Below are 22010 nucleotides of genomic sequence, written 5' to 3' on the forward strand. Positions count from 1 at the left end.
GCGCGTGGATGCCGTCTGGCTGGCCGAGGCGCGCAAGATCCGACCCAACCAGGGTGATCCGGCCGATTGGCCGGCCCGCTGGGCCTCGCAATCGCTGGCGCAGGCCAGCCTGGCCTTCGAAGGACTGAATTTCTCGGCAAAGCAGGGCTCGCACTGGACCGTCGTGCTGCCCCGCGGCTACAGCGCCCGAGCGGACGCCATCAAGCGCCGGCAGCTGATCCTCGCCGGGGCCAAACTGGCACAGGTGCTGAAGGCAGCCTTGTCTAGCCAGCCGCTGCCGTGAGGCGCTGGTATTTCTGCAGCAGCGTCTCGCGGCTCTCGATGTGGGCGGGGTTGATAGGGATGCAGGCGACGGGGCAGAGCGTCACGCATTGCGGCTCGTCGAAATGGCCCACGCACTCGGTGCATTTGGCCGGTTCGATCTTGTAGAACTCCTCGCCCATCGAGATCGCGTTATTCGGGCAGGCGGGCTCACAGACATCGCAGTTGATGCACTCATCGGTGATCATCAGCGCCATGGTCAGTCCCCCCGGCGGCAGCGTTCGTTCAGTCGCGCCAGCACCGACGGCGACACGAACTCCGCCACCTCGCCTCCCAACGTCGCGATCTCTCGCACGAAGGTGCTGGAGGTGTACTGGTGGCGCTCGCCGGGAGTGAGGAAGATGGTCTCGACCTCGGGCATGAGCTTGCGGTTCATGCCGGCCATCTGGAATTCGTACTCGAAGTCGCCGCCCGTGCGAAGGCCGCGCACCACGACCCGGCCGGCATGGGCGCGCACGAAGTCGCGCAGCAGGCCGTCGAAGGCGATGACCTCGACGTTGCCCAGCGGCGCTGCCACCTCCTGGGCCATCGCCAGACGCTCGTCCAGCGAGAACAGCGTCTTCTTGTGATGGCCCACGGCCACGGCCAGCACCAGCCGCTCGAACATGCCGGCGGCACGACGCATCAGGTCCTCGTGACCGAGGGTGATTGGGTCGAAGGTGCCGGGGTAGATGGCGGTAATGGTGGTGCGCGAAGTCATGGTGCAGGATTCTCGCCCCGGCGCAGCAGTTGGTAGTGCACGGCCCCCGCGCGGCCCTGGCGCCAGACGGTGAATCCCGTCGGCGCGGCGATGCCGTCGGGCGATTCGACATAGATCAGACCATCATCGGCCAGCAGTGGCAGTGCAGCGGCCAGGGCCGCGTCGAACAGGTCGGCGGCGAAGGGCGGATCGAGCAGGATCAGGTCGAACCTGCCGGCTGGCTGCGAGCGCATCCAGGCCAGCGCATCGACGGCGTGGACGACCAGCGTCGTGGCCTTGAGCCGTTGCGCGCTGGCGCGCAGGCCTGCGGCGAGCTTGGAATCGCGCTCCAGCAGCACCACCTCGGCGGCCTCGCGCGAGGCGGCCTCGAAGCCCAGCGCACCGCTGCCGGCGAAGGCGTCCAGCACATGCCAGCCGGCCAACGTCTGGCCCAGCCAGTTGAACAGCGTCTCCCGGACGCGGTCGGAAGTCGGGCGCAGGCCGGGCGCGTCGGGAACGGGCAGCTTGGAACGCTTCCACTGCCCACCAATGATCCTCACCTCGCCCATCACAGACGCACGGGAATCCCGCGCGCGGCCATCAAGGCCTTCGCCTCGCCCACCGTGTGCTGACCAAAATGGAAGATGCTGGCGGCCAGCACGGCGTCGGCACCGCCCTTGGTGATGCCGTCGGCCAGGTCTTCCAGTGAACCGACGCCGCCCGACGCGATGACGGGCACCGGCACGGCATCGCTCACGGCGCGAGTCAGTTCGATGTCGAAGCCGCTCTTGGTCCCGTCGCGGTCCATGCTGGTCAACAGGATCTCGCCGGCGCCGAACTCGGCCATCTGCTTCGCCCATTCGACGGCGTCCAACCCGACATTCTTGCGACCGCCGTGGGTGTAGACGTCCCAACCCGAACCATCCCCGCGCCGCTTGGCATCGATCGCAACGACGATGCACTGGGCGCCGTACTTGTCGCTGGCGGCACGGATCAACTCGGGATCGGCCACTGCGGCAGAGTTGAAGCTGACCTTGTCGGCGCCGGCGTTCAGCAGCCGCCGCACGTCCGCCACGGAGCGCACGCCACCGCCCACGGTCAACGGGATGAAGACCTGGGCCGCCACGGCCTCGATGATGTGCAAGATGAGGTCACGGCCATCGCTGGTGGCCGTGATGTCAAGGAAGGTCAGCTCGTCCGCTCCCTGCTCGTTGTAGCGGGCGGCGATGTCCACCGGATCGCCCGCGTCGCGCAGACCGACGAAATTGACACCCTTGACCACGCGGCCGGCGGTGACGTCGAGGCAGGGAATGATGCGTTTGGCGAGCATGAAAGCGGCGGACGGGAACGAAGCCCGAATTATTCCCTCGATGGTTAGGGGCTTCGCGGTGCCGGTGAAAGGATGCCAAATCCGCAGGCTTCGTCAATGACACAGGAGAACTGCATGCCTCGCGTCGCCCTTTTCGCCCTGAGCACCCTCGCGCTTGCCCTGACCTTGCCGGCCTCAGCTCATGAGACGGTCTACGTGGGCAACCTGGCCGGCAGCAAGGAGGCGCCCGCCAACGCCTCGCCGGGCACGGGCAGCGTGGTCATCACCTTCAACGACCACGACAGCACCATGCGCGTGCAGTTCGACTATGCGGGCCTGATCGGCACTTCGACGGCAGCCCACATCCATTGCTGCACCGTCACGGCCGAGACCGGCACCACCGGCGTCGCTACCACCACCCCCACCTTCACCGGTATGGTGCTGGGCCTGAATTCGGGCAGCTACGACCACACCTTCGACATGACGCTGGCGAGCAGCTACAACTCTGCCTTCCTGAACAACGTCTCCACATACAACGGCAACACGGCCCTGGCCTTCGCCGGCCTGATGGACGGCGTGGCCACGGGCAAGGCCTATCTGAACGTGCACAGCAACGCCTTCCCGGGCGGCGAGATCCGCACCTTCCTGCAGCTGGCGCCGGTGCCTGAGCCCGGGACCTATGCGCTGATGCTCAGTGGCCTGGGCGTGCTGGCACTGGTGGCGCGGCGCCGTCGCGGCTGACGCAGCGTCAACCTGCCGCCATCAGCTCGTCAGCGCGGGCCTGGGCGGCGCTGAAGTCCAGCGCACCGGTATAGATGGAGCGGCCGCAGATGACGCCCTCGACACCGTCGCCGAAGACTGCGCAGAGCCGCTCGATGTCGGCGATATCCGAGAGGCCGCCGGAGGCGATGACGGGAATGGTCAGCGCCTGGGCCAGCTTGACGGTGGCCTCGATGTTGATGCCGGTCAACATGCCGTCTCGGCCGATGTCCGTGTAGATGATGCCTTCGACGCCGTAGTCCTGGAACTTCTGGCCCATGTCGATGACCTCGTGGCCGGTCAGTTTGCTCCAGCCGTCCGTGGCAACCTTGCCGTCCTTAGCATCCAGGCCCACGATGATGTGACCGCCAAAGGCGCTGCAGGCGTCCTTCAGGAAGCCTGGGTTCTTCACCGCCGCCGTGCCAATGATGACGTAGGAGAGCCCGTCGTCCAGGTAGCGCTCGATGGTGTCGAGGTCGCGGATGCCGCCACCAAGCTGGATGGGAATCTCGTCACCCACCTCCTTGATGATGGCTTTGATGGCCGGTTCGTTAACAGGCTTGCCTGCGAAGGCACCGTTCAGGTCCACCAGGTGCAGGCGCCGGGCCCCGGCGTCCAGCCAGCGGCGCGCCATTGCGGCTGGGTCTTCGCCGAAGGTGGTGGAGTCGTTCATGTCGCCTTGCTTGAGGCGGACGCAGCGACCGTCTTTCAGATCGATAGCGGGAATCAGCAGCATGGCCGAGGGCTGAAGGGCTGGAGGAAAGGGAGGGCGGAGGTCGAGAAAACGCAGCCCCGTTCAGGGCTTCCAGTGCAGGAAGTTGCGGTAGAGGGCGAGGCCCAGCGCGGCACTTTTCTCGGGGTGGAATTGAGTCGCAAAAATGTTATCCCGCGCCACCGCACAGGTAAAGCGCAGACCGTAGTCCGTCTCACCGACGCTGTGCTCGGTCGACGCCGTCGTTGCGTAGAAGCTGTGCACGAAATAGAACCAGCTCTCGTCCGGGATGCCGGCCCACACCGGATGCGCACGTGACTGGTGCACGCGATTCCAGCCCATCTGCGGCACCTTGAAGCGGCTGCCGTCATCCTGCAGCCGGCCTTCCAGGTGGAAGCGCTGAACGCGGCCCGGGATCAGCCCGAGGCCGGGCGTGTCCTGCTCCTCGCTGTGATCCAGGAGCATTTGCATGCCGACGCAGACGCCCAGCAGCGGCTTGGTGGCGGCGGCCTCCAGCACGGCCTCCTTGACGCCCGATTCGGCCAGCTCGCGCATGCAGTCACGCATGGCGCCCTGGCCCGGCAGAACGACGCGCTCGGCAGCACGCACCACGTCCGGATCGCAGGTGATGGCGACGTCGAAGCCCTGCCCTTCGGCGGCATGGATGACGGCCTGCGACACCGAGCGCAGATTGCCCATGCCGTAGTCGACCACGACGACCTTTCTCGTCACAGCGAGCCCTTGGTCGATGGGATCACGCCGGCCGAGCGTGGGTCGGCCGTCGTGGCCATGCGCAACGCGCGGCCGAAGGCCTTGAACATGGTTTCGGCCTGGTGGTGGGCGTTGTGGCCCTTCAGGTTGTCGATGTGAACGGTGGCCAGCGCGTGGTTGACGAAACCCTGGAAGAACTCAAACGTCAGCTGCGTGTCGAAGGCACCGATGCTGCCGGCCGTGAACTTGACGTCCATGTGCAGGCCTGGGCGGCCGGAGAGGTCGATGACGACGCGCGACAGCGCCTCGTCCAGCGGCACATAGCTGTGTCCGTAGCGCGTCAGGCCGGCCTTGTCGCCCACCGCCTTGGCCACGGCCAGACCCAGCGTGATGCCGACGTCTTCCACAGTGTGATGGCCGTCAATGTGCAGGTCACCCTCACAGTGGATGTCCAGGTCGATCAGGCCGTGGCGCGCGATCTGGTCCAGCATGTGGTCGAAGAAGCCGATACCGGTCTGCAGCTTGGAGTGGCCCGTGCCGTCGAGATTGACGCGCACGGTGATGCGGGTCTCGCGGGTGTTGCGGGTGACTTCGGCGATGCGGGGAGTGCTCATAGACAGCTCGGGAGTTCGGCCAGCAGGCGGGTGTTTTCGTCGGGCGTTCCGACCGTGATGCGCACACAGTTCGCGAGCAACGGATGCATGGCCGAGACGTTCTTGATCAGTACGCCTCGGGACTTCAGCGCTGCGAAGGTGGCAGCCGCGTCCTGCACTCTGGCAAGGATCATATTGCCCTGACTGGGCCAGGGTGTGACGCCTGGCATGGCCTGCAAGGCAGCAAACAGGCGCCCGCGCTGCTGCCGCAATTCGGCGGCCTGGGCGGCATAGACCTCCGCATGCTCCAGCGCGAACAGTGCGGCCTCGGCGTTCAGCACACTGATGTTGTAGGGGGGGCGCAGCTTCTCGACCTGCTCCACCAGTTCCGCGGCGCCCAGCAGGTAGCCGATGCGCACGCCGGCCAGGCCGAACTTGCTCATGGTGCGCATGACCAGCACATTCTTCTGGCGGGCCATCAACGCCAGACTGTCCGCGCTGGCGAAAGGCTGGTAGGCCTCGTCCATGACGACGAGCCCGGGTGCAGCCCGGGCAATTCGCTCGATGACAGTGGGGTCCCACAACGTGGCGGTGGGGTTGTTGGGGTAGGCCAGGTAGATCAGCGCCGGCTGATGCTTCTCGATGGCAGCCAGCATCGCGGGCTCGTCCAGCTCGAAGTCCTCGGCACGCAGCGGCACGCCGACGAAATCCAGCCGCTGCTGGCGCGCCAGGGCCTCGTACATGACGAAGCCGGGCACGGGGGCCAACACGCTGGCGCCGGGTCGTGCCACGGCCAGCGTCAGCAGCGCAATGAGCTCATCCGAGCCGTTGCCCAGCGTGACGCCGCAGCCCTCGCCCACGCCTGCGTGGCGGGCCAGCGCGCGGGCCAATTCGGCGGTGCGCTCGGCTGGGTAGCGGTTCAGCGCCAGCGCGCCGAGGCGCGCGCCCAGGGCCTGCTGCAACGCGGGCGGCAGTCGGTAGGGGTTCTCCATCGCGTCCAGCTTCAGCAGACCGGCGCTGGGCTGGACGACGTAGGCATGAGCGGCACGCACGTCGGGTCGGATCTGGGCGAGGGCTTGGTCGAGGGCAGCGGTCATGGCGCGATCACGAGAGGGTTGATCACCTGCACGCTGTCGTAGACGGCGTCGTGCGGCAGGGCCAGGCTGAGCAGGCGGGTGCAGCCCTGTGCCTTGGCACTGGCGACGACCAGCGCATCGGCGAAAGGCAGGCCGAAGCGGCTCTCCAGCGACCAGGCGGATTCAACGGTGGCCTGGTCGGCCACCCAGGGGCGCCAGTGCTGGTAGCGGCGCACCTCGGCACGCACATCGCCCTGCGGCATGGGCGGGTTTACGCGCTGGGTGGCCAGCAAGTAGAAGTCGTTCAGAACCTGAACGGAGACACGGCCCGTGCGCGTGGCCCACAAGTCGCGAAGCCAGACCAGCACCCGGTCGCGCTCGGGCGGCCGGGCGCCATCCTCGCTGAACAGCAGCACGGAGGTGTCGACGAAGACCGGGCCGACGCTCACAGCACGCCCCGGCCTGGATAGGGTTGACCGTTCGATGACCACGAGCGCTCACGGTGCAACCAGTCCTGCAGGGCGCGCTCGTAGGCGTCGTCGTGCTGCATCTTCTCGGCCAGCAACTCGCCCAGCAGGCGGGAGACGCTGGTGTTGTGCCGCGCAGCCTCCAGGCGGGCCCATTCGGCCACGGCGTCGTCCATGGACACGGTGACGTTCTTCATGCTCGGCAGAGTAACACGAAGTTCGTGAAACACGAACTTCGTGTTCAAACAACCCTCAAGGCCGATACCAGAGTTCGGGCCTGTGCAAGGGCGTCTGAGGAGGCAGCAGCGGGTTGCTCAGCTCGATGATGCGACGACTGCCCAGCTTGGCACGGGCCAGGTCCTGGCCGAGGTGCTCCATGAAGAGCTTGTCGAAAGCACCGCTGGCGCGCATGCGCATCAGGCCCCGCTCTATGGCGGCGGCCAACTCGGCCTCTTCCGGCGCGACAAAGTAGTAGACGGCCGCCGGATAGTGCAGGCAGATATCCGGCACGACCGTCAAGCCCTGGCCATAGCGCTCCAGCTCCCACCAGACCTCCTCCACCGCGCGAGGAAAAGCGTCGGCCCGCCCCAGGCGCAGCTGCTTGAACATCGCGTCATAGCTGGGCGACACGACGACGTTCAAGCCGTTCCCCTGCAGGATGCCGGTGTCAGGCCACTCCAGCCCCTGCACCAGCGAGAACCTGCGCAGCTCTTCAAGGGTGCGCACATCGCGCAGGCGCGCCGCGATCTCGGGTGAGGCAAGCAGCAGCCGCCAGCCATACAGGCCCTTGAAGATGGGCACCCTGATGGGCTGAGCCTGTTGCTCGCGCTCGATCGAGGTCATGGTCCAGAGCACATCCAGCCGCGCCTGTCGGCCCAGCTCCTGAAGCGCCCGGTTCTGCGGTATCAGCTCCGCAGTGGGCTCCAGGATGACCGGCATGCCGACGGCCGCCAGCGCCTGCTCCAACAGCATGGCTGCATAGCTGCGCGCCAGCTCGGCCTTGGGCGCGACCAGCGGGAGGCGCAAGCGGCGCGGTGCCGCATGGGCGGCCAGCGGGGCCGCGGCCGTAGAAAGGATGAGTTCACGACGACGCAAGGGCATCGCGCCAGCGTACCCGAAGCGACAGCGCCGCCTTCAGCCGCCAGGCACCGCATGCAGGCGCAATTCCGCGGCCCGCGCGTGGGCCTGCAGCCCCTCGCCATGCGCCAGTTCGCTCGCGATGCGCCCGAGCGCCTGCGCGCCGTCCGCGCTCACCTCGATGAGGCTGCTGCGCTTCTGAAAGTCGTAGACGCCCAGCGGCGACGAGAAGCGCGCCGTACTGGCCGTGGGCAGCACGTGGTTGGGGCCGGCGCAGTAGTCGCCCAGGCTTTCGCTGGTGTACGCGCCCATGAAGATGGCCCCCGCATGGCGCAGCAGCGGCTCCCAGCGCTGCGGCTGGTCGGCGCTGATCTCCAGGTGCTCGGGGGCAATGCGATTGCTGATCTCGCAGGCCTCTTCCATCGAGCGAGTCTGGATCAGCGCTCCGCGCCCCTCCAGTGAAGCACGGATGACCGCCTCGCGTGGCAACGAGGGCAGCAGCTTCTCCATGCTGGCTCGCACGGCGTCGAGGTAGGCCGCGTCGGGGCTGAGCAGGATGCTCTGCGCCAACTCATCGTGCTCGGCCTGGCTGAATAGGTCCATCGCCACCCAGTCGGGCGGTGTCGTGCCGTCAGCGATGACGAGGATCTCGCTGGGGCCGGCAATCATGTCAATGCCCACCTGCCCAAAGACGTGCTTCTTGGCCGAGGCAACGTAGGCGTTGCCCGGACCGGTGATCTTGTCGACGCGGGGGACGGTGGCCGTGCCATAGGCCAGTGCAGCCACTGCCTGGGCCCCGCCAATGGTGAAGGCGCGGTGCACGCCGGCCACGGCTGCGGCGGCCAGCACCAGGGGGTTGCGCAGTCCATCCGGCGTCGGCACGACCATGATGATTTCCTGCACGCCGGCAACGTGAGCCGGAATCGCGCTCATGAGCACGCTGCTCGGATAGGCTGCCTTCCCACCTGGCACGTAGATACCGACGCGATCCAGCGGCGTGACCTTCTGGCCCAGCAGACTGCCGTCCTCGTCACGATAGCTCCAGCTGCGGCCGCAGGCGTCGAGCTGACGCTCGTGATAGGCGCGCACCCTCCGGGCAGCGGCCTGCAGCGCGTCACGCTGGGCCGGCGTGATGGATGCCAGCGCGGCCTGCAACTCGTCCTGGGTGATCTCGAGTGCTGCGACGCTGTCGGCGCTCACGCGGTCGAAGCGTGCTGTGTAGTCAAGCACGGCGGCGTCGCCTCGGGATTGCACGTCGGCCAGGATCTCCGCCACGCGGCCCTCGATGGCCGCGTCCGTCTCCGCCGACCAATGGCGCAGGCGCTCGAACTCGGCATCGAAGTCGGCGGCGGCGGTCGAGAGTTGGCGGATCAGCTTCATGCGGGAATGGCTTTTGAGAACGCGTCGATGAGGGGCCGCAGGGCATCGCGCTTCAGCTTGAGCGCGGCCTGGTTGACGACGAGGCGCGACGAGATGTCCATGATCTGCTCGACCTCAACGAGCTTGTTGGCGCGCAGCGTGCCACCGGTGGAGACGAGGTCCACGATGGCGTCAGCCAGGCCGGTCAGCGGCGCCAGCTCCATGGAGCCGTAGAGCTTGATGAGGTCGACGTGCACGCCCTTGTCGGCGAAGTGCTGGCGGGCGATCTCGGTGTACTTGGTCGCCACACGGATGCGCGAACCCTGCTTGACAGCAGCCGCGTAGTCGAAGTCCGCGCGTGTGGCCACGCTCATGCGGCAGCGCGCGATCCGGAGGTCCAACGGCTGATAGAGCCCGTGCGAGCCGCCCTGCGCGAGTGCCTGTTCGTGCAGCACATCGCGGCCGGCGACGCCAAGGTCGGCACCGCCGTACTGCACATAGGTCGGCACGTCGCTGGCACGCACCAGCACCACACGCACACCATCGCGGTTGGTCGGCAGGATGAGCTTGCGCGATGTCTCGGGATCTTCCAGCACCTGGATGCCGGCGGCATGCAGCAGCGGCAGGGTCTCCTCGAAGATGCGGCCCTTGGACAGGGCAAGAGTCAGGTTGCTCATTGCGCCCACTCCTCGGGCGTAAGCGTCTTCATGGACAGTGCGTGGATCTGCTCGCGCATGCGCTCACCCAAGGCTGCGTAAACGCGCTGGTGGCGCTTGATGCGCGTGAGACCTGCGAACTCGGCCGACACGATGGTGGCGAAGAAATGGCGCCCGTCGCCCTCGACCTCCAGATGCACGCAAGGCAGGCCTGCGGCAATGAAATCGCGAACGTCTTGCGGGGTCGGGTCGGCCATCACGGGTCCTCGGTGCAAACCCGGTATTTTAAAGGCCAGGCCATCTCCGCACCTGAGCGGGGCCCTGCACATGGCCGGCGCGGATCACCACCGCGGTGCGGCGATGCCACCCTGGACCCACGTCGACCCATCCACCACGCGGGCCAGCACTGGATCTCGACTCGGCGCGGCAGCGTTCCCGAGGCAGGTGCTCCTGCAAGCCTTGGCTGGCCTGGCTGGCACCGCCCACCCCGATCACCGGCTCGATGCGCGCGGAGCGCCCGCCGGCACCCACCTGAGGCTGGCTCAGGAGCGGATCTTGTAGCCGCGCCTGAGCAGCGACAGCGCAATGCCGGCGGTCACGGCGAGGGCTGAGGCCACGACCGCCAAGCTCAACCATGGCGACACGTCACTGACGCCGAAAAAGCCGCGTCGGAAGCCATCGATCATGTAGAAGAACGGGTTGAGGTGGCTGATGCCTTGCCAAAACCCGGGCAGCGAATGCACCGAATAGAACACGCCCGACAGGAAGGTCATCGGCATGACGATGAAATTCTGGAAGGCGGCCAGTTGGTCGAACTTCTCGGCCCACAGACCGGCGATCAGGCCCAGCGTACCCATCAGGCCGGCACCGAGCACCGTAAAGGCCAGGACCCAGAGGAGGTTATCAAGGCCGGGCGGAGCGAACCACGCCGTGACGAGCAACACGCCCATGCCCACCGCCAGGCCTCGCACCACGGCAGCGCCCACGTAGGCGACGAACCAGGCCAGCGGGGAAAGCGGTGTCAGGAGCAGGAACACGAGGTTGCCGGTGATCTTGCTCTGGATCAGACTTGACGAGCTGTTGGCAAACGAGTTCTGCAGCACGCTCATCATCACGAGGCCGGGGATAAGGAACTGCGTGTAGCCGACGGTGTCGTAAACCTTCACGTGGTCTTCCAGCGTGTGGCCGAAGACCAGCAGGTACATGACCGCCGTGAGAACCGGCGCGGCAACAGTCTGGAAGCTGACCTTCCAAAAGCGCAGCACTTCCTTCTTGAAAAGGGTCGCGGCGCCGTTCATGCATGTTCTCCCTGCATGATTTCGAGAAACACGTCTTCGAGGTCGGCGCGGCCGATCTCAAGGTCCTCCACGGGCACGCCAACCTTCCTCAGCTCCGCCAGCGTGGATTCCACCTCGGCAGCGTCATGCGCAGTCACTTGAACGATGCGGCCGGTCACACGGGCACGCGCGGCGATTTCGGGTGGCAATTGCATGTCTGTCTTGAAGCGCAGCATTGTCGAAGCCGTACCGGCCAGCAGCTGCGAGGTGCGGTCCAGCGCGACGATGCGTCCCTGCTTCAGCATGCCGATGCGTTGGCACAGCGCCTCCGCCTCCTCGAGGTAGTGCGTCGTCAGCAGCACCGTGTGGCCCTCTTTGTTGAGGCGAGCGATGAACTGCCACAGCGTCTGGCGAAGCTCGACGTCCACGCCGGCCGTCGGCTCGTCCAGCACGATCACCGGCGGACGATGCACCAGGGCCTGCGCCACCAGCACGCGGCGCTTCATGCCGCCTGAAAGCTGACGCATGTTGGCGTTGGCCTTGTCGGCCAGGCCCAAGTTGCTCAGCAGCTCGTCGATCCAGTCGTCGTTGCCGTACACGCCGAAATAGCCGCTCTGTATGCGCAGCGTCTCGCGCACGCTGAAGAAGGGGTCAAACACCAGCTCCTGCGGCACCACGCCCAATGCCTTGCGGGCTGCGGCGTAGTCGTCTACCACGTCGTGGCCCATGACACGCACGCGGCCTTCGGTGGCCTTGGCCAGGCCGGCCAGCACGCTGATCAGCGTCGTCTTGCCAGCACCGTTGGGACCGAGCAGGCCGAAGAACTCGCCCGGGTGGATGTCGAACGTCACGCCGTCCAGCGCCTTCACCTGCCCTCCCCGGTAGGTCTTTTTGACGTTTTCAAACGAGATGGCGGGGGGCGATGAGGTCGGACTCGGCATAGGCGCGGGATTCTAAAAGCCGGCCTTTTTTGCGTGCGGATCACTGCCAGAATGCCCTGCGATGCCCACGCCCAAACGCCCCCGCCGCACCGCCGAACGCATCCTGGAGGTCACGCTGGACCTCTTCAATGCCTTCGGTGAGCCGAACGTGTCGACAACGCTGATCTCGGCCGAACTGAAGATCAGTCCGGGCAATCTCTACTATCACTACCCGGCCAAGGACGAACTGGTCAATGCCCTCTTCGGCCGCTATGAGACCGAGCTCAGCGAGCTGCTGGCCGCGGCCGACAACGTGCGCAACGTGGAGGACGCGTGGCTGTTCTTCCACATGCTCTTCGAGCTGATCTGGAAGCACCGCTTCCTCTACCGTGACCTGAACGACCTGCTGTTCAAGAATCGCCGCCTCGAAACGCACTTCCAGAGCCTGCTCGCCGCGAAGGAGCAGGCGATGCGTAACGTGCTGTCGGGCCTGCACCTGGGTGGCGCGCTGAAGATGGAACTACGCGAAGCAGCCCCCACAGCGAATGCGATGGTCGTGGTGGTGAGCTACTGGCTGAGCTACGAGTACGTTCGTGACCCGCGCCACGCGCTGGAACCCGACCGGGCCGGCAGCGCCCTGATGCGCGGCGCCTTTCACGCCCTGAGCCTGCTGCTACCCTACCTCGAACCCGCCTCCAAGGACCACCTCTTCAAGCTCGCCGGTCAATACCAATCACAACCCTGAAGGAGACATCGCGATGGCCAAGTGGACCGCCTTTCCCTACGACAACAGCGCCTTTGTCTACACGCCGGCCACGCTGAAGAAGCATTGGGCCCGGCTGCATGCCGGCGACGCCGAACCCTTTCCCAAAAACGCCGACGTCGTCCAGGCCTGGATTCATTTCCATGCCGGGGATTTCCAGGCGGCCTACGACGCCGGCCTTGCCGCCGGAGGCGCCGGCCTGACGGCGGCCAACAAGGCCCAGGGCATCTACGCCAACTACCTCGAGAAGAAGGAGAAGGTGAAGCTGGAGATGTTTCTGGAAATAGCCCAGCGTGCGGAAGGCCAGCAAGTCGAGGAGCCCAAGAACGCCAACGCTTGGTACTGGCAGGCTTACGCGCTGGGTCGCTACGGCCAGGGCATCAGCGTTGCCAAGGCACTGGCTCAGGGGCTGGGCACCAAGGTCAAGAATGCGCTGGAAACCACCATCTCACTGGCCCCCAAGCATGCCGACGCCCACATCGCGCTGGGCGCGTTCCATGCCGAGGTCATCGACAAGGTGGGCAAGCTGCTGGGCCGCACACAGGGTGCTGACACTGCCACTGGGCTGAAGATGTTCGAGCAGGCCATCAAGCTGAACCCGACCAGCGCCATTGCGATGATCGAGCGCGCCAACGGCCTCGTCATGCTCGAGGGCGACAAGCGCATGAAAGAGGCAGAGAAGCTGTACGCCGATGCAGCGGCCTGTCAGGCCATGGACGCGATGGAACTGCTCGACATCGAGCTGGCCAAGGAAGAGTTGGAGGAGTGAGGACCCACCCCGGGTGGCGCCCACCTTGCCCGCGAAAGCGGGCATATTTCACGGTCACCCGAACAATTCGTGAACTGCGTCACGACCCGACCTCCCGCGCCCTCGGGGGTGCCAGCCCTGGCATCGCGGCGTAAGCTCCGCACCCATTACTCACCCCCCAACGAGACAGCGCCATGAAGTTCCTGATCCCCGCACTTGCAGCCTTCACCGCTTTTGCCGGCACCGCCGCCCAGGCCGCTAACAACGCCACGCCCGAGCAGGCCGAGCTGCGCGCCGAGTGCGCCAAGAGCTACAGCGACACCAGCAGCATCTCGACGCCGGTGGCCGCGAACGAATACCAGTTCGTGTACGCCAACGGCAAGTACAAGGGTGAAGCCCGGCCAGGCAAGCTGCTGGCCTGCACCGAGCAACAGTACGCTGCTTACCTGGACAAGGCCGATCCGTCCAAGGTGATGGCCGCCTATCCCACGGCCGCCGGCCGCCCGACCGTCAAGGGCAAGAAGAAGTCCGAGTCCGCTGGCTCCTGATCCAGCCGATCTGTTAGCAAACGCAAGGCGCTCCTCGGAGCGCCTTTGCTTTTCCGGCAGGGCCGCCTAATCTTGCGACTCAACGCAATTTCGCAGGAGGCCAGCCATGCGGAAGACATTCATCCTCGTGTTCGTCCTGGGCAGCACCAGCGCTTTCGCCGCGGACAGTCCCGACACGTCGATGGACAAAGCCCGCGCCGAGTTGCGCACCGCTTGCGCTCAGAGCCACGCGAGCTTCAGCGCTCACTATCCGGCCGGCAATGCGCCGGCGTACCGCGGCGAGAAATACCCCGGCGACAGCAAGTACTACCCCGACGCCAAGCCCTGCACCGAGGAGCAGCTCGCCACCTACCTCGACAAGGCCGACCCGACCCTCGTCATGCGCGCCTATCCAAGCGCCGCCGGCCGGCCGCAGGCCAGGAAGCCTGCCACCAACGCTTCCGCGCCTGGTTCGTCCTGAGCCACGTCGACCCGGCGGTCGCACCCTTGTCTTCAGCGGTGAACGCGACAAGGGCAGCAACCGCGACTGCACCGACACCCGACCCCTCGACGAAGCGCAGTACGCGGTCTTCGCGAGGGGACCGACCTGGCGATGGTCGAGATGGTCTGTCTCACCGCCCTTGGCAAGTTTCGGATGAAGAAGGCGGCGACCTGCGCGCGGCACCCGCCAAGTCGAATCAGGCCGGACTGTGGCTCAAGCGGCGTCCCGCTCCCAAGGCAGCATCAGCGACAGCATCAGCAGCTTCTCGAACTCGGGCGCGAAGTTGGTGATGATGGCTTCGGGATCAGGACAAAGGCCCGTGTCGGTGATGAGACCGAACTGCACGCGGCCGGCATAGGTCAGGATGCTGACCCCCATGCCAATGTCACCAGACTGCGGCACCCAGAACATCACCTTCTCGACCGTCGAGCCGCAGAACTGCAGCGCCTGGGCCGGACCGGGCACGTTGGTCATGACGGCGGTCGCCTTCCTCGCGAAGATGTTCAGCATCGCGTGCTGCACCGGCTTGATCAGCAAGCCCGCCACCGATAGCAGGCCGAAGGCCATCACGGGCTGAAAACTGCCCTTGAGCTCGCTCATGCGCGCGCGCACCGCGAACAGCCGCTCGACGGGGTTGGCGATGCCGATCGGCAGCACCAGGGGCACGAGGCCGAATCGGTTGCCCAGCCGCCAGGCCTGCTCCAGAGGACGCAGGTTGACCGGCACCATGGCTCGGATCTCCTTGCCCGAAGGGTCCTCGCCCTTGTCGACGAGGTAGCGGCCGATCGCGCCGGCCGCACAAGCCAACAGCACGTCATTGATGGACGCCCCCAGCGCCCTGCCGACCGCCTTGACTTCGTCGAGCGCCAGGCTGTCGTCCCAGGCTACCGTCTTGCCCACGCCGGGCTTGCCCTTGAGCCGCGTGGGCGAGTCGTCCGGCATCAACGCGAACGCCGCCACGTCGGACACAGCCTGGTAACCAAGGCGCGCCATTTCCAGCGACGAGTCCATCGGCGTGCCGCCGTTCATGGCCAGGTTCATGCCCTTGGCCACGCCCTTGCCGGTCATGCCGATGGCCTTGACCGTCATGTTGCTCATGGGCCGCAGGAAGGCGTCGAGCAGCCAGTCCGCTTCGTGGGGCTCCTCCGGCTCGACTTTGGGCGCACGCCTGGGCGGCGCCTTGCCGCCATCGGTGATGGACAGCATGACGGCGATCAACGCGATGCCATCGGCGATGCAGTGGTGGATGCGGGCGATGAGCGCGCTGGAGCCGTCGCCCATGTCCTCGATGAGCTGGAACTGCCACAGCGGATGCGCCGGGTCCAGCGCCTGCGTGCAGAGCTCGCCCACGCGCTTGCGCAACACCTCGTCACGGCTTTGGCCACGCAGCGGCAGCGGCACCTCGGCGACGACGTGGCGGGCGATGTCAAAGTCCTTGTCGACCACCCATTGCGCACCGAGCAGTGCGTCCTCGACCACCTTCTGCCGGAAGCGCGGGTACTGCAGCAGCCGCTCGGCGACGCGCTCGCGCAGTGCACCCAACGTGATGCCCGGCCGGATGGACCAGACGCCCACGATCATCATCAGGTTGGCCTCGGTGTCCATGCGCAGCCAAGCCGTATCCACCTTGGACATGCGTTCGCTCATCTGGCCCACTGCGTCTCCTCGCGAGTTGTTTTTCGGGGCCTAAACTCGGCTGCCCGTCGACTGATTGTCATGAGAATCGACGTCCCTGATCAGCCTGGAGAAACCCCCGTGAGCCTGAAAGACCAATTCGAAGCCGCCGTCGCCGACTCCAAGAACCTGCCCGAGCGGCCCGACAACATGACGCTGCTGAAGATTTACGCGCTCTACAAGCAGGGCAGCAGCGGTGACGTACAGGACAAGCGCCCCGGCTTCACCGACATGGTCGGCCGCGCCAAATGGGATGCCTGGAACGAGCTCAAGGGCACCAGCACCGACGACGCGATGCAACAGTATGTCGACCTCATCGAGTCCCTGAAGTAAGCCATCCGCCGCAAGCGCGGCATCGCCATGGAGCCGGCCGACCGCGGGGTCAGGCCGGCTTCTTTTTGGCGGGCGACTTCTTGGCGCTGGCGGCCAGCAGCGAGTCCAGCTCCTTCTCGATCTCGCCCTCGATGGTCTTTTTGAAGGCACCCAGCAGAAAACCAAGCTGGGCCACCAACTCGAAGTGGTCGGGCGCGACGATCAGCTCCCCGCTGACGCCGGATCGCGCGAATTCCACGGTGTCGCTGGTCTCGCCCTCCAGCACCGTGCACTCCATTTCGAACTTCTGCTCGACCTGCTCGGCCCACTTCCAGGCAATCTCCCTGGCCTTCTTGAGGCCCAGCGCGTGGTCTCGGTGAATGCGGATCTCGGCCATCTGCGGCTCTCCTTGCTCGGGGCATGCACTCTACCGCCGCCGCCCTGTTTGCACGCATACTGCGGCGCCGGAAAGCGGGCCGCCGAGCCCGCACCAGGGAGGATCCATGCGTCTTGTCGACCACGACCCGCACCGCCTCGACGCGCTCGGCGAGGGGCTGCGGCATTTGCGCGCCGTGGAGCCGGACCATGGGCAAGCCGTCTACTGGTTCCGCGTCGCTGCCGACTCGGGCGATGCAGAAGGGCTGGCCATGCTCGCCTTCTGCCAGCTCGAAGGTCTGGGCCTGCCCTGCGACCCCGTGCAGGCCCGTAAGCGCCTGGAGGAAGCCAACGCCGAGGGTAGCCTGACAGCCAAGTTCCACCTCGGCCGCGCCCTTGTTGCCGGCTGGGGCGGCGCCCCCGACGCCCCACGCGGCATCGCCCTGTACACCGCCGCCGCGACGCTGGGCCATGCCGACGCCACGTTCAACCTGGCCAGCTGTCTGGAATCAGGCTGGGGCTGCCAGCCTGACCGTATCGCCGCCAAGGCCTTGTATCTGCGCGCTCGCACCCTGGGCAGCGCGCTGAAGGCGCAGGGTCTGCGCATCCACCAGCGCGAGCTCGACGCCGTGCGCGAACTGGCGCGTCAGCTGCAACAGGGTGGCGATCTCGCCTCTCTCATCGAGGAGCGCCAACACGAGATCATGCTGATGCACGAACTCGCTCTTCCCCCGGCACGCAGGACCTTGCTGAGCCCAAGGCAACGTCGCCGGCTGCTACACGCGGCCAGCGTCACAGCAGTCATCGCGGGCCTCGCCGCAGCACTCGCCGGCCTGCTCGGCTGGCGCGGTGCCCTGCCGCTGGCGCATGATGCCGGCCCCAGCTCCATCGCCTGAACATGACCCGCACCCTGCCCCTGAATACCCATCTGATCGATGTCGGCCCTCTCGTCTACGGCTGCATGGCCCTGGGCGGCGATTGGGGCGGCGGCCCCGTCACGGAGGCAGACATCGCCCAGGCCCATGAGGCCGTCGAAGCGGCGCTGGACATTGGCGTCAAGCTTTTCGACCACGCCGACATCTACCGTCGCGGCAAGGCCGAGGCCGTATTCGGCGAACTGCTCAGGCGGGACCCGGGGCTGCGCACCAGGGTGAGGCTGCAGAGCAAATGCGGCATCCGCTTCGCCGACGACACCAACGTCGGGCGCTACGACCTCAGTGCCGACCACATCGAACGCAGTGTCGACGGCATCCTGCAGCGCCTGGCTGTCGAGCACATCGACATTCTGCTGCTCCATCGCCCCGATGCGCTGATGGAGCCCGCCGAGGTAGCCCGTGCCTTCGGGCGCCTCAAGGCGGCCGGCAAGGTCGGTCACCTGGGCGTATCCAACATGCACGTCGGCCAGATGCGCTGGCTGCAGGCGGCGCTGAGCGAGCCCCTCGTCGTCAACCAGCTGGAGCTCAGTCTGGCCAAACTGGACGCCATCGACGCGGGCACCACGTTCAACGATCCACAGGCGAGCGCAAGGCCGGGTGGGAGCGCCTGGGCCGGCACGCTGGAGTACGCGCAACAACGCGGCGTGCAACTGCAGGCCTGGGGCTCGCTCGCCCAGGGGCGCTTCAACGATCCGGCGGCGTCGGCTGCGGCCCAGGTCGTCCACGAGATCGCCGAGGCGCACAACACGACGGCCAATGCCGTGCTGCTGGCCTGGCTGCTGCGGCATCCTGCGGGCATTCAGCCGGTCATCGGCAGCGGCAATGCCGAGCGCATCCGCGCTTGCGCTGACGCGCCAAGGATCCAACTGACCCGGGATGAGTGGTATCGGCTGTATGTGACGGCACGGGGGCAGGCGCTACCCTGAGCCGGCCCGCACCCGGCACGGAAATGCTTCGGCAGCTCGTCGCCGCGATCATGGCCGTGGCGGGCGATCCGACATGGAGTCGACCGATCATCTGCATCGGCCTTGCTGGCGTCTTGCTCGCCATCGTGCCTTGCCGACGCTACCCATCGAGCTGCCTGCATGGCCGTTCTACGCAACGCTTGGGGTCGCCGCTGCAATGGGTCTGATCTGGGACCGCCGCTCGTAGCCTTGGTCGAATCCGCGGCTCAGGCCGTAGCCACCAACGGCTGCCTCGGATGCAGCCTCGCCATCGTCACCACGTCCACATACTCTCCGTTGCGCAGCGCATAGGCCTTGAGCCGGCCTTCGGGCGCAAAGCCATGCCGCTCATAGAGCCGGATGGCACGCTGGTTGTCGTGATAGACCGTCAGCTCGATGCGCAGGACCTGGGCCCAGTTGTCGGCAAAGTCCAACAACGCCGTCATCAGCGCCTGACCCACACCCTGGCCCTGGTTTGCCCTGGCGACAGTGATGCCCAAGCCCATCGCATGGCGGCGACGCACCGACGGGCCGACCGGGTGCAGGCCGGCAAGGCCCACGGGCTTGTCGTCCAGCACGGCGGCCAATACCAGCTCATTGGAGCCGGCGGCTGGCGGGTTCATGCCAGCGATGCGCTGCATCCACATCTCCTCGCTGGCGAAGGGCAACTGCAGCGTTCCGCCGAAGACTTCGGGAGCGCTGAACTGTTCGGCGATGGCTGCAGCGTCAGCGGCCTTGACGCGGCGCAGGGTCAATGTCATCGGAACCTCCTTGGCTGCGCAATGTAGCCCGGCGCTCGTCGCGCGACATCAATTTCAGCCGCTCGACGGCCGCGTGGAACTTCGACCAATCCCGCCCCTCGCGCTCGAACAGGCGCAGGAAGGCCGGCACCAATTCGTCGTAGGCCGACAGGATGGCGAAGCTGGCGTTGTTGGCGCGCCGGAACCAGGCCTCCCAGCCGGGCGCCTCGCGAGGCGCGCGCTCGCGCAGGTCGGCCATGACGGCGGCCTTGCCCGCCGCGCGGGCATCGGCCGCGCCGGCATAGACAGCCTTGAGCCGTTCACGTCCCTCGCGGGCCAGCGCGAGGAAGCGCGCTCGCCGTGCGCGGCCGGCCTCGAAGGCGGTCAGCGCCTCCGGTCTGGCTGCCAGCCATTCGCGCGCGCCGAGCTCTTCGACGGCGACGGCGTAGGCCTCGTTGAAGCCGGTGTCGTCGCCGGCATAGACGCGCTGGTGGGCCAGCTCATGGAAGATCATGGCGGCCAGCTCGCCCTCGGGATAACGGATGAAGGTGCTCAGCAGCGGGTCGCCCCCGAACCATCGGCTCCAGCCCAGCGTCGAGTAGGCCGGAATGGGCTGCACCTGCACGTCCCAGCCCTCGGCCTTCAGCACGTCGGCGTGAGCCTCAGCGGCATCGCGGTTGAACCAGCCCTGGTAGCCCGCGCAACCCATGATGGGATAGCACCAGGTTTTGAGCGTGAAACCGAATTCGGGTGCAGCAACGATGTTCCAGACGGCCGCTGGACGGTGCAGATCGGCGTAGCGGCGGTAGCTGTTGTTGTCGGGCAGCGCGAGGCGGTCCGTCGCGAAGTCGCGCATCTGCTGGGACACCGTCAGCCGCTGGGCCAGCTCAGGCGGAGTCGCCGGGTCGGACAGCCAGTCGTTGACCGGCCTGGCGGCGCGCATGATGCCCAGGTGACCGGCGGTGGCCTGCCCCCAGTGGCTGACAGCGCTGCAGCCGCTCAAGGCAAGCAGGGCCACCGCCAGCAGCAGGATGCGGATCAAGCGGCTTCCACCTCGACGAGGCAGTCGTAGAAGGTCGGCGCGTTGCCCATGTCGGTCAGGCGCTGGTGCGTCACTTCGTTGACGTTGCTGCCTTGAACTCCCAGCTTGCGCCACCACACACCCAGCCCGTTGACGACGCCGGGCCGCGCACGCGCGCTCACCTTCAGCTTGGCGACATAGCGGCCGCGATCGTTGAAGGCAGCCACCAGCGTGCCGTCCGCCAGGCCCCGCCGGGCGACATCGTCGGCATGCATCTCGATGACCGGCTCACCCTCGATGTCGCGCAGGCTCTTCACGTTGACGAAGCTGCTGTTCAGGAAGTTGCGCGCTGGCGGCGAGATCATGGCCAACGGATAGCGCGCAGCCAGCTCGGGGGCTGCCTGAACGCTCTCGTAGTTGGGCACGAAGTCCGCACCCGCCGCCTGGGCGCGGCCGTTGGGCGTGCGGAAGCCGCCGTGGGCAAACGGCGCCTCAGGAATGGGAAGCGTCTGCCAGCCTTGAGTGCGCAGCAGATCCAGATCGATGTCGGGCGTGAAGGCCTGGGCGACAAGCTCCTCGTCGGTCTCACCAAAACAGGGATCGGTCAGGCCCATCGCCGCGGCAAGCTCGCGGAAGATCTGCGTGTTGGTCTTGGCCTCCCCCAGTGGCGCTATCGCCGCCTGGTTCATCAGCACGTCGGTATGTCCGTACGACGTGTGCACGTCCAGGTGTTCGAGCTGGGTCGTCGCCGGCAGCACATAGTCGGCAAGATCGGCCGTGTCGGTCATGAAGTGCTCGAGCACGACGGTGAACAAGTCTTCGCGCTGGAAGCCCTTGACCACCTTGGGCGACTCCGGCGCCACAGCCACCGGGTTGCTGTTGTAGACGACCACAGCCTCAATGGGGGGATCGGCCTGCAGCAGCGCGTCGCCGATGGTGCTCATGTTGACCATGCGCGGCTGACGGCCGGCCAGCAGGTCGGGGCGCTCGAGGCTGGGATTCTTGTAGGGTGCGTTCCAGCCCGAGGCCGACAGCAGCGCGCCGCCGCTGGGATGGCGCCAGGCGCCGGTCAGACAGGGCAGCAGCGCGATCAGGCGCACCGCATTGCCACCGCCCCGCACGCGCTGCAGGCCGTAGTTCATGCGAATGGCAGCAGGCGTCGTCGTCGCGTAGTCGCGGGCCAAACCGCGCACCTCGTCAGCCGTGATGCCGCAGGTCTCGGCCACGCGCTCGGGCGGCCAGGCGAGTGCCTTGGCACGCAACTCCTCCCAACCGTCGACGTGGTTCTCGATGTAGTCGTGGTCCAGCCAGGCATTGCGGATCAGCTCATGCATCAGCCCCAACGCGAGCGCGCCGTCGGTGCCGGGCAGCAGCGCAATGTGCTGATGGCATTTGTCGGCCGTCTCGGTCTTGCGCGGGTCGATGCAGATCAGCTTGGCACCTTCGCGCTTGGCTTGATTGGCATAAGTCCAGAAATGCAGGTTGGACGTGATGCTGTTGCTGCCCCAGATGATGATGAGCCTGGCGCCAGCGAAATGGCGCGTGTGCATGCC

29 protein-coding genes and 1 pseudogene are annotated in these 22010 nt (G+C 66.6%); 9 read left to right on the forward strand and 21 right to left on the reverse strand.

The features are described from left to right. Positions 1-283: pseudogene (locus VGF12_RS17190) on the forward strand (hypothetical protein); the annotation flags it as partial. Here the strand turns inward: VGF12_RS17190 and VGF12_RS17195 are convergent. From VGF12_RS17195 to hisF, 4 genes are read right to left on the reverse strand one after another with little or no spacing between them, the layout of a single operon-like run. Continuing rightward, the gene (locus tag VGF12_RS17195; RefSeq protein WP_331177269.1) at positions 264-518 is read right to left on the reverse strand and encodes a YfhL family 4Fe-4S dicluster ferredoxin; all 255 of its coding nucleotides are present in this window, start codon (positions 516-518) and stop codon (positions 264-266) included. The pseudogene VGF12_RS17190 and the gene VGF12_RS17195 overlap by 20 nt on opposite strands. A 2-nt stretch (positions 519-520) precedes the next feature. Further along, on the reverse strand, positions 521-1021 hold the full coding sequence (gene coaD / locus VGF12_RS17200) for a pantetheine-phosphate adenylyltransferase (RefSeq protein WP_331177270.1): 501 nt from the start codon (positions 1019-1021) through the stop codon (positions 521-523). After that, positions 1018-1569 (reverse strand): 16S rRNA (guanine(966)-N(2))-methyltransferase RsmD, encoded by a 552-nt coding sequence (rsmD, locus tag VGF12_RS17205; RefSeq protein ID WP_331177271.1) that lies wholly within the window; start codon positions 1567-1569, stop codon positions 1018-1020. The genes coaD and rsmD overlap by 4 nt, the downstream gene beginning before the upstream one ends. Continuing rightward, on the reverse strand, positions 1569-2330 hold the full coding sequence (hisF, locus tag VGF12_RS17210) for an imidazole glycerol phosphate synthase subunit HisF (protein ID WP_331177272.1): 762 nt from the start codon (positions 2328-2330) through the stop codon (positions 1569-1571). Before hisF ends, rsmD begins: the two co-directional genes overlap by 1 nt. A gap of 114 nt (positions 2331-2444) precedes the next feature. Here hisF and VGF12_RS17215 point away from each other — a divergent pair, with 114 nt between their 5' ends. Beyond that, positions 2445-3050: a CHRD domain-containing protein gene (locus VGF12_RS17215; RefSeq protein ID WP_331177273.1), complete on the forward strand. Its 606-nt coding sequence runs from the start codon at positions 2445-2447 to the stop codon at positions 3048-3050. A 7-nt stretch (positions 3051-3057) separates the two neighbouring features. On the opposite strand, the gene hisA is transcribed toward VGF12_RS17215, so the two are convergent. The 12 genes from hisA to VGF12_RS17275 form a co-directional block, all read right to left on the reverse strand. Continuing rightward, a complete protein-coding gene (gene hisA / locus VGF12_RS17220; protein ID WP_331177274.1) occupies positions 3058-3804 on the reverse strand; it encodes a 1-(5-phosphoribosyl)-5-[(5-phosphoribosylamino)methylideneamino]imidazole-4-carboxamide isomerase in 747 nt (248 codons plus the stop codon). Between the two features lie 60 nt (positions 3805-3864). Continuing rightward, on the reverse strand, positions 3865-4512 hold the full coding sequence (hisH, locus tag VGF12_RS17225; protein ID WP_331177275.1) for an imidazole glycerol phosphate synthase subunit HisH: 648 nt from the start codon (positions 4510-4512) through the stop codon (positions 3865-3867). Then, the gene (gene hisB / locus VGF12_RS17230) at positions 4509-5105 is read right to left on the reverse strand and encodes an imidazoleglycerol-phosphate dehydratase HisB (RefSeq protein WP_331177276.1); all 597 of its coding nucleotides are present in this window, start codon (positions 5103-5105) and stop codon (positions 4509-4511) included. The genes hisH and hisB overlap by 4 nt, the downstream gene beginning before the upstream one ends. Beyond that, positions 5102-6181: a histidinol-phosphate transaminase gene (gene hisC / locus VGF12_RS17235; RefSeq protein WP_331177277.1), complete on the reverse strand. Its 1080-nt coding sequence runs from the start codon at positions 6179-6181 to the stop codon at positions 5102-5104. Before hisC ends, hisB begins: the two co-directional genes overlap by 4 nt. Further along, the gene (locus tag VGF12_RS17240; protein WP_331177278.1) at positions 6178-6609 is read right to left on the reverse strand and encodes a PIN domain-containing protein; all 432 of its coding nucleotides are present in this window, start codon (positions 6607-6609) and stop codon (positions 6178-6180) included. Before VGF12_RS17240 ends, hisC begins: the two co-directional genes overlap by 4 nt. Then, positions 6606-6824 (reverse strand): CopG family transcriptional regulator, encoded by a 219-nt coding sequence (locus VGF12_RS17245; protein WP_331177279.1) that lies wholly within the window; start codon positions 6822-6824, stop codon positions 6606-6608. Before VGF12_RS17245 ends, VGF12_RS17240 begins: the two co-directional genes overlap by 4 nt. Positions 6825-6879: 55 nt before the next feature. Next, positions 6880-7728: a hypothetical protein gene (locus VGF12_RS17250; RefSeq protein ID WP_331177280.1), complete on the reverse strand. Its 849-nt coding sequence runs from the start codon at positions 7726-7728 to the stop codon at positions 6880-6882. A 33-nt stretch (positions 7729-7761) separates the two neighbouring features. Then, a complete protein-coding gene (gene hisD / locus VGF12_RS17255; RefSeq protein WP_331177281.1) occupies positions 7762-9084 on the reverse strand; it encodes a histidinol dehydrogenase in 1323 nt (440 codons plus the stop codon). Continuing rightward, a complete protein-coding gene (hisG, locus tag VGF12_RS17260) occupies positions 9081-9740 on the reverse strand; it encodes an ATP phosphoribosyltransferase (protein ID WP_331177282.1) in 660 nt (219 codons plus the stop codon). Before hisG ends, hisD begins: the two co-directional genes overlap by 4 nt. Continuing rightward, entirely contained in the window at positions 9737-9976 is a 240-nt protein-coding gene (locus VGF12_RS17265) for a BolA family protein (protein ID WP_331177283.1), read from the reverse strand. Before VGF12_RS17265 ends, hisG begins: the two co-directional genes overlap by 4 nt. Before the next feature lie 285 nt (positions 9977-10261). Continuing rightward, the gene (locus VGF12_RS17270) at positions 10262-11017 is read right to left on the reverse strand and encodes an ABC transporter permease (protein WP_331177284.1); all 756 of its coding nucleotides are present in this window, start codon (positions 11015-11017) and stop codon (positions 10262-10264) included. After that, positions 11014-11937, reverse strand: a complete 924-nt coding sequence (locus VGF12_RS17275) for an ABC transporter ATP-binding protein (RefSeq protein WP_331177285.1) — start codon at positions 11935-11937, stop codon at positions 11014-11016. The genes VGF12_RS17270 and VGF12_RS17275 overlap by 4 nt, the downstream gene beginning before the upstream one ends. Positions 11938-11998: 61 nt before the next feature. Here VGF12_RS17275 and VGF12_RS17280 point away from each other — a divergent pair, with 61 nt between their 5' ends. The 4 genes from VGF12_RS17280 (at position 11999) to VGF12_RS17295 (ending at position 14435) form a co-directional block, all read left to right on the forward strand. Next, positions 11999-12661 carry a TetR/AcrR family transcriptional regulator gene (locus tag VGF12_RS17280; RefSeq protein ID WP_331177286.1) on the forward strand — a complete coding sequence of 221 codons (663 nt, stop codon included), beginning with the start codon at positions 11999-12001 and terminating at the stop codon, positions 12659-12661. Between the two features lie 13 nt (positions 12662-12674). Continuing rightward, complete coding sequence (locus tag VGF12_RS17285) at positions 12675-13448, forward strand: hypothetical protein (RefSeq protein ID WP_331177287.1); 774 nt, start codon at positions 12675-12677, stop codon at positions 13446-13448. A gap of 173 nt (positions 13449-13621) precedes the next feature. After that, positions 13622-13975, forward strand: coding sequence for a hypothetical protein (locus VGF12_RS17290; RefSeq protein ID WP_331177288.1), 354 nt, complete (start codon positions 13622-13624; stop codon positions 13973-13975). Between the two features lie 106 nt (positions 13976-14081). After that, positions 14082-14435, forward strand: coding sequence for a hypothetical protein (locus VGF12_RS17295; protein ID WP_331177289.1), 354 nt, complete (start codon positions 14082-14084; stop codon positions 14433-14435). A 234-nt stretch (positions 14436-14669) separates the two neighbouring features. Here the strand turns inward: VGF12_RS17295 and VGF12_RS17300 are convergent, their stop codons facing one another. After that, positions 14670-16103: a wax ester/triacylglycerol synthase family O-acyltransferase gene (locus VGF12_RS17300; RefSeq protein ID WP_331177297.1), complete on the reverse strand. Its 1434-nt coding sequence runs from the start codon at positions 16101-16103 to the stop codon at positions 14670-14672. A 108-nt stretch (positions 16104-16211) separates the two neighbouring features. On the opposite strand from VGF12_RS17300, the gene VGF12_RS17305 reads away from it, so the two are divergent. Then, complete coding sequence (locus tag VGF12_RS17305; protein ID WP_331177290.1) at positions 16212-16463, forward strand: acyl-CoA-binding protein; 252 nt, start codon at positions 16212-16214, stop codon at positions 16461-16463. Between the two features lie 49 nt (positions 16464-16512). Here VGF12_RS17305 and VGF12_RS17310 read toward each other — a convergent pair whose 3' ends face one another. Next, the gene (locus VGF12_RS17310; protein ID WP_331177291.1) at positions 16513-16839 is read right to left on the reverse strand and encodes a polyhydroxyalkanoic acid system family protein; all 327 of its coding nucleotides are present in this window, start codon (positions 16837-16839) and stop codon (positions 16513-16515) included. A gap of 106 nt (positions 16840-16945) precedes the next feature. Here VGF12_RS17310 and VGF12_RS17315 point away from each other — a divergent pair, with 106 nt between their 5' ends. Both VGF12_RS17315 and VGF12_RS17320 read left to right on the forward strand, forming a co-directional pair. Continuing rightward, complete coding sequence (locus VGF12_RS17315; protein WP_331177292.1) at positions 16946-17713, forward strand: tetratricopeptide repeat protein; 768 nt, start codon at positions 16946-16948, stop codon at positions 17711-17713. 2 nt (positions 17714-17715) lie between these two features. Beyond that, positions 17716-18678 (forward strand): aldo/keto reductase, encoded by a 963-nt coding sequence (locus tag VGF12_RS17320; protein ID WP_331177293.1) that lies wholly within the window; start codon positions 17716-17718, stop codon positions 18676-18678. 245 nt (positions 18679-18923) lie between these two features. Here VGF12_RS17320 and VGF12_RS17325 read toward each other — a convergent pair whose 3' ends face one another. From VGF12_RS17325 to VGF12_RS17335, 3 genes are all read right to left on the reverse strand, one after another. Then, positions 18924-19457, reverse strand: coding sequence for a GNAT family N-acetyltransferase (locus tag VGF12_RS17325; protein ID WP_331177294.1), 534 nt, complete (start codon positions 19455-19457; stop codon positions 18924-18926). Continuing rightward, on the reverse strand, positions 19423-20478 hold the full coding sequence (locus VGF12_RS17330; protein WP_331177295.1) for an aminopeptidase: 1056 nt from the start codon (positions 20476-20478) through the stop codon (positions 19423-19425). The genes VGF12_RS17325 and VGF12_RS17330 overlap by 35 nt, the downstream gene beginning before the upstream one ends. Next, positions 20475-22010 (reverse strand): molybdopterin-containing oxidoreductase family protein (locus VGF12_RS17335; RefSeq protein WP_331177296.1); only part of this gene is annotated, 1536 nt, incomplete at its 5' end. The genes VGF12_RS17330 and VGF12_RS17335, both read right to left, overlap by 4 nt.

The organism is Roseateles sp. (genome assembly GCF_036404855.1).
In the GTDB taxonomy this organism is placed as follows: domain Bacteria; phylum Pseudomonadota; class Gammaproteobacteria; order Burkholderiales; family Burkholderiaceae_C; genus Pelomonas.